Raw genomic sequence first — 14,134 nt, 5'->3', positions numbered from 1 at the left:
GCCGCCCCAATGCGTATGAGCCGCTATTTTCTGCCCGTCCTCAAAGAAAACCCCGCTGAGGCGCAGATTGTCAGCCACCGCTTGATGCTGCGTGCGGGCATGATCAAACAGTCTTCGGCCGGTATCTATTCATGGTTGCCTTTGGGCTTCAAAGTTCTGCGCAAGATCGAAAATATCGTGCATGAAGAACAAGCGCGTGCAGGGCATCACGCCATGCAAATGCCCACAATTCAGTCAGCTGATCTATGGCGGGAGAGCGGGCGCTATGATGCTTACGGCGAGGAAATGCTGCGCATTAAAGACCGCCATGGCCGCGATATGCTGTTCACACCCACGGCCGAAGAAATGATCACGGATATTTTTCGTGCACATGTTGGCAGCTACAAAGATTTGCCGCTGACCATGTACCAAATCCAATGGAAATTCCGCGATGAAGTCCGTCCGCGCTTTGGCGTGATGCGGGGCCGTGAATTTTACATGAAAGACGGCTACAACTTTGACCTGACCAAAGAAGACGCGCTGCACGCCTACAACCGTCACCTTGTCAGCTACCTGCGCACTTATGAACGCATGGGGCTGCAAGCAATCCCGATGCGCGCCGATTCAGGGCCTATTGGTGGTGACAACACACACGAATTCCTTGTGCTGGCGGACACCGGTGAATCCGAGGTCTTCTATGACAGCGCCGTCACCGATTTGACGTTTGGTGATCGTGACATCGACTATGATGATCACGCCCAATGTGCCGCAGTGATGGAAGAATTCACCACCAAATACGCCCGCACCGACGAAACCCACGATGAAGCGCTGTTTCACGAAGTCCCAGAAGAACGCCGCAAAACGGCCCGTGGCATCGAAGTGGGGCAGATTTTCTACTTCGGCACCAAGTATTCCGAAGCGATGAAAGCGACCGTGCAAGGCCCTGATGGCAAACCGACGCCTGTGCACATGGGCAGCCACGGCATCGGTGTTTCGCGGTTGCTGGGCGCAATCATCGAAGCCAGCCATGACGACAAAGGTATCATCTGGCCCGAAGGGGTTACGCCCTACCACTGCGGTATTGTGAACCTGAAACAAGGGGACGAAGAAGCCGATGCGGCCTGTGATGCGTTGTATAAATCCATCACAGCACTTGGCCTGGAACCGCTTTATGATGACCGCAAGGAACGTGCGGGCGGGAAGTTTGCCACGATGGACCTGATCGGTTTGCCGTGGCGTATCACCGTTGGCCCTCGTGGTTTGAAAAACGGTGTGGTTGAACTGACCTCGCGGCGCACGGGCGAAAGTGTCGAGATGGCTCCAGAGGCCGCAGTGCAAAAAATTGCGGAAATTTACGCGCAACACTGAGGTGAAAGCCAATGATTTTGCGTGCGTTGACTTTGGCCGGTGGTTTGGCCGCCGGTGCCGCCACATCGCAGTTTCCGGAGTTTTCGCAGCAATATGCGCAGCGATTGGGCGGCGCAGTGGATGCGTTGTCACAGGTTGTGGCGGATTTTGATGCGTCTGCGGCGCAAGAAGGTCTGACACGCAGCGCGGCATTGGATCAGATGAATGGCACAGCCTTCGTGGAGCGGCGCAGGCAAGACATGGAACGGACCTTTGAGCGCCATGCCAAGCTGAGCGCTGATCTGGATGCTTTGCAGGGCCAAGGCCCCTTTACGCGGGCTTACCATGCCGCACGAATGACCGACGGGGATGTTGCGGGTGCGGCGTGGGACAATTTTCAACCAGCACTGCCGTTGAACTTTGCCGGTGCCGTGTTTTCAGGTGTGGGGTTTTTGGCAGGAATGATCGGGCTTGGCGCAGTGTTGGCTGTTCTTCGCTGGCCCTTGCGGTTCATGGGCCGTACGCACGCTTGACCCCACGCAGCACAAAGTCCACTTTGCGCCTGAGCAGCAGCAGGAGCCGTAAATGGCCAGCACCCCAAAGCCCTTTGCCCCCTTTGAATGGATGATCGCGTGGCGCTATTTGCGTGCCCGCCGTGCCGAGGGCGGGGTCAGCGTCATGACGTGGATCAGCCTGATCGGGATCACATTGGCCGTTTTTGCGTTGATCGCAACCTTGGCGGTGCGCGCAGGGTTTCGCGCTGAATTTGTCGGCACAATCCTTGGGGCCAACGCGCACGTGACGATCTATAATGCGGGTGAGGTGACGCAAACCGGCCAGATAGACCGCAACATCGCCAACTACAGCGACATGGCCGCGCGTATTGGCGCCGTGGCCGGGGTCACGCGCGTGGCACCTTTGGTGCGCGGCCAAGTCATGGCAAGTCTGCGTCAGGACAACAGCGGACTGGACGTCTACGGCATTGCCGCGTCTGATCTGGCGTCTTTGCCAAAGGTTGTGAACCCCGAAACCGGGCGCGGTGATATCGCACGGTTTGACCAGGGCATTGCTATCGGATCTGGTGTGGCGCGGGCGTTGAACGCTGGTATTGGCGATCGCATCAAGCTGATTTCGCCCAACGGCGTGCGCACAGCCTTTGGAACAAGTCCCCGTATCAACGCTTACGAAGTCGTCTACATCTTTAATTCCGGCAGCTTCGATATCGATGGAAGCCGGGCCTATCTTCCGCTTGCCGATGCTCAGGAATTTTTCAACAAAGAAGGCGTCGCAACCGAACTGGAAGTGATGGTGCAAGCCCCCGAAGACATCGCGACCCTTGTGCCTGCGATTGTGACCGCGGCGGGCGATCGTGCGCTGCCATGGACATGGCAGGAACGGGCAGGGGGCTTTATGCGTGCGATTTCCATGCAGGACAACGCGCTGTTTATTTTGCTGGCCATTCTGGTGCTGATTGCAACGATGAACATCATCAGTGGGTTGATTATGCTGGTGAAAAATAAGGGCCGCGATATTGGTGTTCTGCGCACCATGGGGCTGACGGAAGGGCAGGTGTTGCGGATTTTCTTCATTGTTGGTGCATCTATTGGCACCATGGGCACGCTGTTCGGTCTGCTGTTGGGTGTGCTCTTTTCTGTTAACATTGAAGGCATTTACCAGCTTGTTGACTTGTTTATGGGACAGGCGCGCACTTCCTTGGAACAACAGGGATTTATCTTTCCCACTGCCAAGCTTGAACTGGGGGATGTGGTGGCAGCGGTTGCATTGTCATTGGGGCTCAGTTTCATCATCACGATTTTCCCTGCGCGAAAGGCGGCGCGAATGAACCCGGTAGAGGCGTTGCGCTATGAGTGATCCAGTGTTGCAGTTGCAAAAGCTGGCCAAGACATACAACGCAGGTCTGCCCGGCGAAGTTCAGGTGTTGCGCGGCATCGATCTGACGGTTCAGGCAGGTGAAGTTGTGGCTTTGGTGGCGCCATCAGGCGCAGGCAAATCGACACTTTTGCACATGGCGGGGCTTTTGGATCAGCCTGATACAGGGGCGGTCGTTTTTAATGGCACCGATGTCACACGGCTAAATGACCATAAACGCACGGTGATCCGGCGTGATGAGGTCGGGTTCATTTACCAGTTCCATCACCTTTTGCCCGAGTTTTCCGCAGTCGAGAACATCGTTTTGCCGCAACTCGCCGCTGGCACATCGCGGAAAATGGCGGAAGGCAAAGCGCTGGATCTGCTGGATAAGGTTGGATTGAAAGGCCGCGGCTTGCATCGTCCGGCAGAGCTGTCGGGCGGCGAAGCACAACGTGTTGCGTTCTGCAGGGCATTGGCCAACGGGCCGCGTTTGCTATTGGGGGATGAGCCAACGGGCAATCTCGATCCGGCCACCTCTGACCAGGTTTTTGGTGCTTTGATGGACCTTGTCCGTGGAACAGGGCTGGCTGCGGTGATTGCCACGCACAACCTTGAACTTGCAGCCCGTATGGATCGGGTGGTGCGGTTGGATGCAGGGCAGATTGTGCCGTAAGGCTCTGATTTAATTTATAAGTTTTGAGGTGCGTTAGCATTGCCACATCATAAGCGGAAACAGTTTGTTTCCCGCGTGGCGCGTATTTTTTGAATAAAAGTCATGGTAAACGCAACGCTTGAGTTTGTTCAGGAGTACCACCTATGACACCCCTTATGATCATGTTGATCGCGGCGCTTGGTCCGATGGTTGCAGTCTTCGACACGGATTCCATATCCGACGATGATGGGGGCGGCACGGACCCTGTAGAACCCGTCGGCAATCCCGGCCTGACATTGACAGGCACGGACGGCACTGATGAGACGCTGACAGGTGAAAGCGGTGATGACACCATTACCGGCGCAGACGGTGCAGACACGCTGTCTGGCGGCGGCGGCGAAGACGTCATTTCAGGCGGCATCGGTGCGGATTCGATCTTGGGTGAAGATGGTGCGGATGTGCTGTCGGGCAATGATGGCGCAGACGTGATCAGTGGCGGCAACGGCGGGGATAATATCTCGGGTGATTTGGGCGCTGACACATTGTCGGGTGACGCAGGCAGCGACACTTTGAGCGGCGGGGGTGACAATGACGCCCTGACAGGTGGTGCGGGCGACGACATGCTGGATGGTGGTGAAGGCGACGACAGCGTGTCAGGTGGCAGCGGTGCGGACACGCTTGTGGGCGGTTTGGGCAATGATTCCCTAAGCGGCGGCTTGGCCAATGACAGCATGGATGGCGGTGAGGGCGACGATTCACTATTCGGCGGTCAAGGTGACGATACGATGGACGGCGGACTGGGGGCGGACACGTTTTCGGGGAATGAAGGCGCTGATGTGATCAATGGCGGCGGCGGCGATGATGTTGTGGCAGGCAATGACGACAATGACACGATCACCGGTGGTGCTGGCGCGGATCTGTTGGACGGTGGCAACGGCGACGATGACATCATGGGCGGCGACGACAACGACACGTTGCTTGGCGGTATCGGCGCGGACACACTTGCGGGTGATCTGGGCGACGACAGCATTGATGCGGGCGCAGGTGATGACAGCGCAGATGGCGGTGCCGGCGCAGACACTGTGATAGGTGGAGATGGCAATGATACGCTGGCCGGTGGTGAAGGCGCGGATCTTTTGCAGGGCGGTGAAGGCGACGACGCACTTTATGGCACAACAAGCACGCAAACAGCGGCATCTGACGCCTCTGCAGACACATTGACGGGTGGCGCGGGGGCAGACTTGTTGTTCCTCGGGGCTGGCGATGTTGGCACCGGCGGCGCCGATGCAGATCAATTCATTGTTGCCAGCGATACGACGGGTGCTGTGACAATCACCGACTACAACGGCGCGGAAGACAGCCTTGTTGTGCAAGCATTGGTGCCGGGGGATGTCTCGGTTACAGACCAGACCGTTGATGAGGGCAATTTGATCATTACACTCAGCACGGGTGCGACGATCACCTTGCAGGGTGTCGGTGTCGCCTTGGACGAAGATGACATCGTGATTGTTGAACCAACAGCCTAAACGGGCGCAATCAACGCTTGACCAAAGCCTAACCCTTTGTTTTGACTACACGTCGAAACAGGGGGACGGGTATGGTCACGGTCACACAAGACGAAATTGAAAAAACAGTCCGCATAGCACTTTTGGCGCATGGGGCAGGCAATTTTGCAGCCGCCGAGGTGGCCCGCGCTGTGCGCAAGGCAGAGGCCCACGGCAACCGCATTTGCGGGCTGTATTATGTGGAAAGCTATTGCCAGCAACTGCTGTCCGGTCGTGTCAAAGGTGAAGTGGCCCCCTTGATCACAACGCCGCGTCCTGCGGTTGTTCAAGTTGACGCACAGTTCGGATTTGCACAACCTGCTTTCGCCTATGGCATTGCAACTGCACTGGATGCAGCCCGCCAGTTTGGCACGGCGACCTTGGCTATTTGCCATGCACACACCTGCACATCGTTGGGATATTTCACCGAACAGATTGCCAACGCGGGGTTTGTCGCAATTGGCCTGACCAACGCGTCGCCGATCGTGGCGGCTCCTGGCGGGAAAACCCGCGTCATCGGCACGAACCCTATCGCGTTCTCGGTCCCTGACGGCAAGGGCGGTCTGGCGATGCAATTTGATCAATCTACAACCACCGTGGCTTTGGGCAAAATAACCATGGCCAAAGCAGCGGGTGAGCGTATTCCCGAAGGATGGGCCGTCGACAAAGACGGCAACCCCACCACAGACCCGGAAGCGGCGCTTGGCGGATCGTTGGTGTCTATGGGGGGCTACAAGGGCTGGGGTTTTGGGCTGATGGCTGAAGTTCTTGCGGCTGGCATGACAGGGTCGGTTCTGAGTAAAGACGTGAAGCCCCTGAAGGCCCCGGAAGGCGCACCGCATGATCTGGGGCAATACTACATTATCATGGACCCAAGCGTGACCGATGGGTTCGGGGAACGTATGGCAGAACTGGCACAAGCCGTATCCCATGACGCAGGGGCACGTATGCCGGGGCAAAACCGCGTTGCGGCGGATCCCGTCGAGGTGCCGGATGCGGTCTGGGAACTTGTCACCGGTCTGGCCGAAGCAACGGCCTAAACCCTAACCGCAAATCCCTTTAATCTGCACCCCATCCCATGGCATACGCACCGCATGTTCGCGGGATTGGGGCAGTGGGGCCACAGGCATCGCGCCGGAAATCAACGCATGCAGGCGTTGGGTGCGCGGGGCTTGGGGGACGAGGGCGCGGCAGCAGACGAATTCTTCCACGATGGCGCCTTGCTGCTCAAAGCCGAAGTCCGAGAACTTAGGTTGTTTGGTAATATCAAACAGATAGGGATCGCCGCCTTTCGAATGTTCGGATGCGGCACGCAGTGGTGAGTATCCTGTTTCGGCGCGGTTTTGCCATTGCCAGACGTGGGTCAGTTCATGTGCCAGCAGCATCGCAGCCACCAGCCCGATACGGTCCGGATAGTCTGGTAGATAGTCGTCCAAAAACCAGTCCTTGTCGAACAAGACAGTGTTAAACAAGGCAACAGCCGCGGGTTTCGCCGTGACGATATCTGTTGTAGGCGGTGGCAAAATACGCTCGCGGCAGGTCGTGCGTGGACGCGGTTTGCGTTTGAACGTGACGGCGCGGGTGGGGGCGCCGTCGTGCAAACGCACGCGTGAGACATCCAACGCATCGCCGTGAATCGTTTTGCTAAATGCAATTTCGGTTTCCGTCAGCGGACGGCCACAGGATGCCAGACCTAGACACAGGAAAAACGCCAGAAGATGCTTCATTTTGTAGGCCGCGCAAAAGTGGCAGTGGCGTGGGCGACATCTTTGCCCCCTGGCCATGTGGTCAACACGCAGCGGGTGAAGATCATCGCCTTACCTGTGCGCGTCACGCTGGCCTCGGCCCGCAGCATCCGCCCCGATCCGGGGCGCAGGAATTGTGTATCAAGGGTGACGGTGGCCACAGGTTCCAATGTTCCAAGGTCACCGATGCAGGCGAATACCATTGCAGTGTCTGCCAATGTGGCCATCGTTTGACCCGACACGATATCCCCCATGCGGGTAATTTGATCAGTGATAGGGATTTCCAGCACAGCGCCGGCTGATGAAATTTTGGTTACCCGAGGATCAAGCGCACGCACCCAAGGGGCAAAGTTCTCATCCAGAATGGCTTGGGCTTTTTCAGGGGTCATCGTGTGGTGTCCTTTGGAATGGGGGCCAGAGTAAGGCCTGCGGCAAAAGTTTCAAGCGCTCCGCAACGCGTGATGAAGGGTGATGGAAGTGGGGGTGTTTGTGTCATTATGTCGCACCTACCTCTTTATCATGATCGCAGCGGACAACCCGCCGCGGCACGCACCGCAAGGCTAAGGCTTTGCTTGGAAAGGAAGATTTGTCATGGAGAAAGTCATCATCCCCACCGTTTTCGGATTTGCAGCCCTGATGAGCTTGTGGGCCGTCACTGTGACTGTGGTCTAAAACACGCAAGCCATAAACCGAATGTTCATCGCTGATTTGTAGTGATGGTGATGGATAAAGAGTGGACTGGTTTTGTTGCGAGAAGGTGGTGCCCCTGCACTGCCTTCTTTTGCGTTTTGATCTAGGTCAGGGCGCATCGTGTTGTGTTGTTTCAAACTACCTGAAACAAGGGGGACTTCGATGCGAGATTGGATTGTGACGACAGCTTTGTGCGTGGGCGTGGCGGCATGTGCCACGTCCGCGCAGCAGGGGGGATCCAGCCCCGACGGGGAAGATGCGCGGCCTTTCGGCGGTCTGTTCGCACGCAAGGAAGCGTCCATGCCGGATCAGGCAGAAGGGCGAACCTTGTTTCTGGATTACTGCGCCCAATGCCACGGTCAAAACGCGATGGGGGGCGAGGCGTGGGAAGGCTACGACGGGCCGCTGCCTGCGAACCTGACAACGCTCTATGCACGCGGGCTGGACCGGGCCCAGATGTTGTCGACGATCGATGGTTACACGAGGGCACCGTTTGAAAGCCACGAGATGCCGGAGTTCGGGCTGTTGTTTAATGACGATTTGGTGCCGATTGAGGTGGACGGGGTTTTGACGCCTGTGCCGAGGGCACTGGCGGCGTTGATGGTGTATTTGGAAGAGGTGCAAGTGGACACAGAGTGAACGCGTAGCCCCGGCAGGGTATTGCGGAGCAATGCACGAGAGGGGCGGCGGATGGGCTGCGCCTGACCCTGGGGCGGAGGCCGTCTTGCAAAAGGTCCTGGGGACCTTTTGAGGCCGGAGCGGTCGCAGACCAGGGGGCACGCAGTGCGCCCTCCCGTGGGGAGGGTCGGGCGCGGCCCAAGGCGGGGCCTTGGTTTTTTGGTCTTTTGGCGGTGACAGTGCGTGATTGATTGCCAAAACAGTGCTTAGTTTAATAGCGCTCTGACTTAAATGCCCTGCATTTTGGCAGCCTCAGCGTTCCCGCAGGGGCGCGGACCCGGCAGCGTATTCGGTAAGAATGCGAGAGAGGGAGACCACCTATTCGTGTTAGAAAATTGGAAGCTGTAGGTGTAAATCTCAATTAGCAAGCCATACGTTGCAATAAGGGCGCTCGTAGGATATTATTGCATTATGTGGGTTGACACAACTTTCGTTCTGACCCATTGGTAGCAAGAGGGCGGAGCGTAGCGACAGTTCTTACGTGCCCTCTTGCTACCAATGGGTCAGAGAAAAGACGTAAGCCTTTGATTTTAAAGGCATTTATTTTCTCTTTACGATTCGTTTTGATGCTGTTTAAGGTGTTGAAAAGTCTCATGGAATTCGTGCTCCTAATTTGGGCGATTTACAAGATAATTTTACTTGATTTTGATAAAATTGTAAATCTTTTCAATTCCTTAAGTGTAATTTTTCTTGAGTAAAGAACTGCTGATTGGCTTCAACTCATGTCCTTTAAACATCCAACTCCTCCACAAACCGCGCGTTCTCTTGAATGTACTCATACCGCAGCTCTGGCTTTTTCCCCATCAAACGCTCGACCAGATCGCCGGTCTCACCCGGTTCGTCCTCGTCAATCGTGACCCTGATCAGTTTCCGCGTCGCGGGGTCCATTGTGGTTTCTTTCAGGTCTTTGGCGTCCATTTCGCCCAAGCCTTTGAACCGCTGTAGGTCGATTTTGCCTTTGCCGCCCAAGCCTTTGGCCATGACTTCATCTTTTTCGGCGTCGCTGGTCACGTAGACGCGGTTGGCGCCCTGCGTCAAACGGTACAAAGGCGGGCAGGCGAGGTACAAATGGCCCGCGTCGATCATCGGGCGCATTTGGGTGAAGAAGAAGGTCATCAGAAGGGCTGCGATGTGGGCGCCGTCGACGTCCGCGTCGGTCATGATGATGATTTTTTCGTAGCGCAGATCGTCGAGGTTGAACTTGGTTCCCATGCCGCAGCCGAGGCTTTCGCAAAGGTCTGATATTTCGGCGTTTGACCCCAGTTTGGAAGAGGCTGCGCCCAGAACGTTCAGGATTTTACCTTTGAGGGGCAAAAGCGCTTGGGTTTTGCGGTTGCGCGCACCCTTGCCAGAGCCGCCCGCGCTGTCGCCCTCCACGATGAACAATTCCGTGCCTTCGCGGTCTTTGCTTGAACAGTCCGTCAGCTTGCCGGGCAGGCGCAGCTTTTTCGTGGCGGTTTTGCGCGCGGTTTCTTTTTCCTGACGGCGGCGCAGACGCTCTTCGGCGCGCAGCACCAAGAAATCCAAAATAGCCCCTGCGGATTTTGTGTCAGCCGCCAGCCAGTTGTCAAAGTGGTCGCGCACAGAGTTTTCGACCATGCGTTGGGCTTCGACCGTCGCCAACCGGTCTTTGGTTTGGCCGACAAATTCAGGTTCGCGGATGAAGCAGGACACCAAGGCCCCGGCCCCTGTGATCAGGTCTTCACGTGTGATCGTGGAGGCTTTTTTGTTGTTCACCAATTCGCCGTAGGCTTTGACGCCTTTGAGGATCGCGGCCCAGAAACCTGCCTCGTGTGTGCCGCCTTCTGGGGTTGGGACCGTGTTGCAGTAGCTTTGGATAAATCCGTCGCGGGCCGGTGTCCAGTTGATGGCCCATTCGACTTTGCCGGGGACTTTGAATTTTTCAAAGCTGACGGACCCCGCAAAGGGTGTTTCGGAGTAGGTCGTGGCCCCTTGGAAAGTTTCCGAAAGGTAATCAGCGAGGCCGCCGGGGAAGTGGAACTTCGCCTCTTTGGGTGTCTCGCCATCATCGATGCCCGTTTTCCAGCGGATTTCGACGCCTGAAAACAGGTAGGCTTTGGATCTTGCCATTTTGAACAGGCGGGCGGGTTTCAGTTTCAGTGCGCCGAAGATGTCTGCGTCGGGGTGGAAGGTGACAGCGGTGCCGCGCCGGTTGGGCGCCGCGCCGATTTTCTCAAGCTTGCCTTGGGGCACGCCGCGCGAAAATTCCATCGCAAACAGTTCTTTGTTACGGGCGACTTCAACGCGCAGATGGTCGGACAGCGCGTTGACCACGGATGATCCAACGCCGTGCAGGCCGCCAGAGGTTTCATAGCTGTCGCCGCTGAACTTGCCGCCTGCGTTGAGCGTACAAAAGATGATTTCCAGCGCGGTTTTGGACGGGTCCTTGGGGTGTGGTCCTGTGGGGATGCCCCGCCCATTGTCGCGCACAGACACATGCCCGTTTTCGTGCAATTCGACTTCGATCCATGTGGCGTGCCCTGCGACGGCTTCGTCCATAGAGTTGTCGACGATTTCCGCCACCATGTGATGCAGTGCGCGATCGTCTTTGCCGCCGATATACATGCCGGGGCGCAGGCGGACGTGCTCCATATCCTCAAGCACTTGAATCGAGGAGGCGTCGTAATCATCGGCGCTTTTTGTGTTGGGCTTTAGCAGATCATCGGACATGGGCGTGCTCGGTTTTTTTATTGGTTGATCCCTAGTATGCCAGAGCAAAGGGGGCGGGGGAAGACATCACGCGTGTCTGATTTTGCGGGTGCTGTTGAGGCTGATGGCTGAAAGGATCGCCTGAATTTGGTGATTTTGAAAACTGGGTAGGATGATGGTGGTGGGCTTGCCTGACATTGGAAAGGCTGTAAGCCTGTGGATTGTCAAAAGACGGCCCGTCGGTGTGCCGCTGCGCCGAAAAAGATAGCTGCGTGGTTCGATGTCATCGCAGCGATACACGAAGTGATCTATTCCATGAAACGCAAGATGTCGTTTGGGCGACCAGAAGGGGCGATATGTTATGCTGTCTTTCGTCACGCTTAGGTTTGGGTGCGTGAAGTAGCTATAGGAACGGACCGCGGCCCACAGGCAAAAGGTGCCCATCGTGCCCATGAAATATTCGTCCGGGCCTGCGTAATTGATCCGGTTTATAAAACTGGTCATGCACATGATGCCAAAAAGCGTAAGGCAGCCGATGATAAACCAATAGGCTAAGGGTTCTGCCTGGATGCGGATGTGTAATTCGTTGGCTGCCATAGGGGGCAGCCTATGGGTATGTTGGCAAAAATTCGAGTGGTATGAGGGTGAGGTTCGAAATCACCAAAGACATCCAAGGGGGCGCGGCGCATGTGTGATGTTGTTGCAGGGTACGAAGCGGCAGCCCCAAAGCTACGCAAGGCGTATGATGCTGTGTGTTCCAGAACACTGCTGGCCCCTGTCCAAGACCTGCTGCCTGCGTCGCCTGCCCATATTCTGGATGTGGGGGCAGGTTCTGGTCGTGACGCAGTGTGGTTTGCGCAGCAGGGGTATCTCGTTCATGCCATCGATCCGGTGCCAGCATTGTCGTGCCAGAACCGCGGGCACCCATGTGTGACATGGATAGAAGATCGCCTGCCGCATTTGAATGCTGTGACAGGTCCCTTCGATTGTATCTTGGTTTTGGGCGTGTGGCAGCACCTGTCGGAAATGCAAAGGCAGGCCAGCTTGCCGCGTTTGTATGCGCTGTTGGCGCCACGGGGGACCGTTGTTTTGTCTTTGCGGCATGGTTTGGGGCATCCGGATCGCCCCATGTTCGACATCGATTTGGACCACCTGAAGGCGCAGGCTGATCACCATGGTTTCGAGTGTGTGCATGAACAGGGTACGGCGTCGGCACAGTCGAAAAATCGGGCCGCCGGTGTGCGTTGGACATGGGTTGTGCTGAAACGACGCGATTGATGCCTACAGATCGCGCAACACGTACAAAGATTTTACGCCGTTGTGCACAACGTTCGGGGCCACATGGGACCGGCAAAGAACGCGCAATCCGATGTATTGCATGACCAGCATATCAGCATATGTTTCGCCGTGTTCCCCAAGGGCTGCCGCAAAGGCATGGCGTAACTTCATCAGTCCTTGGGATACTGCGTCCGCAATTTCCGCGTCATAAGACGCAGGGCCTACAGCCGCAGAGCACAACAGACATCCGCGTCTGTCACCTGCGTCCCACGCATTCGCGACATTTTCAAATAGACCGATGATTCGGTCCCACCCGTTTGGTCCTGTGCGTGTGGGGGGGGCACTTAGGCTGGCTGCAGCATCACAAACGATATGTTGGTCGTAGTTTTCCAAAGATTGAAGAAACAACGTCTTTTTGTCGGTGAACGCTTTGTACAAGCTGCCGCGGGACAGGCCCATGCCGTCCAGCAAGTCGGGCAACGAAGCTTCCTCATATCCGCGTTCCCAAAAGACATTCATTGCTTTTTCAAGGGCGTCTTCAGTGTCGAATTCTCTGGGTCTGGCCATAATGTCGGGTCTCCTTACCTTGCCAATATAGCGTTGGGAACCAATTGGTCAATAATTCACGAAAACGTGTTTGGAACTATTCGGTTCCTTACTCTATCTAGGTTTCACGGAACACAACAACCCAACGCCCCAAGCGCTGATCGGCAGCGATACGGGCACATCGCGAAGGACCACATCATGAAACTTATTCTCTCCGCAGCACTTGCCCTGTCTCTGAGCGCCGCAGCATTCACCAGCCTGACAACATCCGCCGTTGCCGAAACTGTTGCAGCTTCGGGCACCTTCACAGGGGCCAGCGAACACATCACAACCGGCGTTGTGCAAGTGATCAAACAAGACGATGGCAGCGCCTTGGTCGTATTGGGTGATGATTTCAGCTTGGATGGTGCGCCCGACCCGCGTGTGGGCTTTGGCAAAGACGGGGCCTTCGTGGCTGCGACGGACCTGGGGAAACTGGAAAACCTGAACGGCAAGCAAGTTTACAAAGTGCCAGCATCCGTGAACGTCGATGACTTCAACGAAGTCTACATCTGGTGCTTGAAGTTTGGCGTGCCTTTGGGGGTCGCGGCACTGCAATAAGCAAACGATGACAGTGGGTGAAAGCCGTCCCTTCGGGGGCGGCTGATCCTGTTTGTGGTGCTATTGTTTGGAATAGGCGTCCATGAGGCTTTGCAGAACCTCAAGGGAGTCCGGAAGCGCGCCAAAGCTGTGTTGGGCCTGCACGTTAGCCCACGGCAGTTTCTGATCCACCATCACTTCAACAAATGGCGGGAACAACGCTGCATCATCCAAAACTGATGTACGCAAATTGACACGGAACTCGGCCTCTTCGATTTCGGAGAACACAAAGTTGAGGCATGATTTGCAAAAGTAGTGGTGACGGCCGCCTTGCTGAAGCCCGCCTTTGATCACGTCGCCTGTGCAGGCAAACCCGTCTTTTGGGACCATTGTGGTTAAGGAAAATGCGCTGGCGGTTAGTTTTTTGCAGCCGCCGCAATGGCAGGCAAGGGTCAACAAAGGGGGGGCTGTTACGGTGACTTGAACTGCACCACACAGACATGCCCCCGTCAGGGGTGGCTTGGGACGCGCCATTGGATTTCTTTCTTTGGGGA

The 14,134-nt window shown here is 56.3% G+C and carries 15 protein-coding genes; 9 read left to right on the top strand and 6 right to left on the bottom strand.

The window, feature by feature from the left end; translation table 11 throughout:
* Positions 1-9: 9 nt before the first annotated feature.
* From proS to ASD8599_RS13830, 6 genes are all read left to right on the top strand, one after another.
* The gene (gene proS, locus ASD8599_RS13855; RefSeq protein WP_108829080.1) at positions 10-1,347 is read left to right on the top strand and encodes a proline--tRNA ligase; all 1,338 of its coding nucleotides are present in this window, start codon (positions 10-12) and stop codon (positions 1,345-1,347) included.
* A gap of 11 nt (positions 1,348-1,358) precedes the next feature.
* The gene (locus tag ASD8599_RS13850; protein ID WP_108829079.1) at positions 1,359-1,859 is read left to right on the top strand and encodes a DUF2937 family protein; all 501 of its coding nucleotides are present in this window, start codon (positions 1,359-1,361) and stop codon (positions 1,857-1,859) included.
* Positions 1,860-1,911: 52 nt separating this feature from the next.
* Positions 1,912-3,198, top strand: coding sequence for an ABC transporter permease (locus ASD8599_RS13845; RefSeq protein WP_108829078.1), 1,287 nt, complete (start codon positions 1,912-1,914; stop codon positions 3,196-3,198).
* Positions 3,191-3,871, top strand: coding sequence for an ABC transporter ATP-binding protein (locus ASD8599_RS13840; RefSeq protein ID WP_108829077.1), 681 nt, complete (start codon positions 3,191-3,193; stop codon positions 3,869-3,871). The genes ASD8599_RS13845 and ASD8599_RS13840 overlap by 8 nt, the downstream gene beginning before the upstream one ends.
* Positions 3,872-4,014: 143 nt before the next feature.
* On the top strand, positions 4,015-5,376 hold the full coding sequence (locus tag ASD8599_RS13835) for a calcium-binding protein (RefSeq protein WP_108829076.1): 1,362 nt from the start codon (positions 4,015-4,017) through the stop codon (positions 5,374-5,376).
* A gap of 71 nt (positions 5,377-5,447) precedes the next feature.
* Positions 5,448-6,434 carry an Ldh family oxidoreductase gene (locus ASD8599_RS13830; protein WP_108829075.1) on the top strand — a complete coding sequence of 329 codons (987 nt, stop codon included), beginning with the start codon at positions 5,448-5,450 and terminating at the stop codon, positions 6,432-6,434.
* 3 nt (positions 6,435-6,437) lie between these two features.
* On the opposite strand, the gene ASD8599_RS13825 is transcribed toward ASD8599_RS13830, so the two are convergent.
* Positions 6,438-7,121, bottom strand: coding sequence for a hypothetical protein (locus ASD8599_RS13825; protein WP_108829074.1), 684 nt, complete (start codon positions 7,119-7,121; stop codon positions 6,438-6,440).
* Positions 7,118-7,528, bottom strand: a complete 411-nt coding sequence (locus ASD8599_RS13820) for a PaaI family thioesterase (protein WP_108829073.1) — start codon at positions 7,526-7,528, stop codon at positions 7,118-7,120. Before ASD8599_RS13820 ends, ASD8599_RS13825 begins: the two co-directional genes overlap by 4 nt.
* Before the next feature lie 463 nt (positions 7,529-7,991).
* On the opposite strand from ASD8599_RS13820, the gene ASD8599_RS13815 reads away from it, so the two are divergent.
* Entirely contained in the window at positions 7,992-8,468 is a 477-nt protein-coding gene (locus ASD8599_RS13815; RefSeq protein WP_245926045.1) for a c-type cytochrome, read from the top strand.
* A 768-nt stretch (positions 8,469-9,236) separates the two neighbouring features.
* Here ASD8599_RS13815 and ASD8599_RS13810 read toward each other — a convergent pair.
* Entirely contained in the window at positions 9,237-11,198 is a 1,962-nt protein-coding gene (locus tag ASD8599_RS13810) for a DNA gyrase/topoisomerase IV subunit B (protein WP_108829072.1), read from the bottom strand.
* Between the two features lie 66 nt (positions 11,199-11,264).
* Positions 11,265-11,774: a hypothetical protein gene (locus tag ASD8599_RS13805; protein ID WP_108829071.1), complete on the bottom strand. Its 510-nt coding sequence runs from the start codon at positions 11,772-11,774 to the stop codon at positions 11,265-11,267.
* Between the two features lie 90 nt (positions 11,775-11,864).
* Here ASD8599_RS13805 and ASD8599_RS13800 point away from each other — a divergent pair, with 90 nt between their 5' ends.
* Positions 11,865-12,455 (top strand): class I SAM-dependent methyltransferase, encoded by a 591-nt coding sequence (locus ASD8599_RS13800; RefSeq protein ID WP_108829070.1) that lies wholly within the window; start codon positions 11,865-11,867, stop codon positions 12,453-12,455.
* A gap of 3 nt (positions 12,456-12,458) precedes the next feature.
* Here the strand turns inward: ASD8599_RS13800 and ASD8599_RS13795 are convergent, their stop codons facing one another.
* A complete protein-coding gene (locus tag ASD8599_RS13795) occupies positions 12,459-13,022 on the bottom strand; it encodes a TetR/AcrR family transcriptional regulator (protein ID WP_108829069.1) in 564 nt (187 codons plus the stop codon).
* Between the two features lie 177 nt (positions 13,023-13,199).
* Here ASD8599_RS13795 and ASD8599_RS13790 point away from each other — a divergent pair, with 177 nt between their 5' ends.
* Entirely contained in the window at positions 13,200-13,601 is a 402-nt protein-coding gene (locus tag ASD8599_RS13790; protein ID WP_108829068.1) for a DM13 domain-containing protein, read from the top strand.
* A gap of 60 nt (positions 13,602-13,661) precedes the next feature.
* On the opposite strand, the gene ASD8599_RS13785 is transcribed toward ASD8599_RS13790, so the two are convergent.
* A complete protein-coding gene (locus ASD8599_RS13785; RefSeq protein WP_108829067.1) occupies positions 13,662-14,114 on the bottom strand; it encodes a GFA family protein in 453 nt (150 codons plus the stop codon).
* Positions 14,115-14,134 lie beyond the last annotated feature (20 nt).

It is taken from the genome of Ascidiaceihabitans donghaensis, from assembly GCF_900302465.1.
In the GTDB taxonomy this organism is placed as follows: Bacteria; Pseudomonadota; Alphaproteobacteria; order Rhodobacterales; family Rhodobacteraceae; genus Ascidiaceihabitans; species Ascidiaceihabitans donghaensis.
This window is presented reverse-complemented; position numbering and strand designations above follow the sequence as displayed.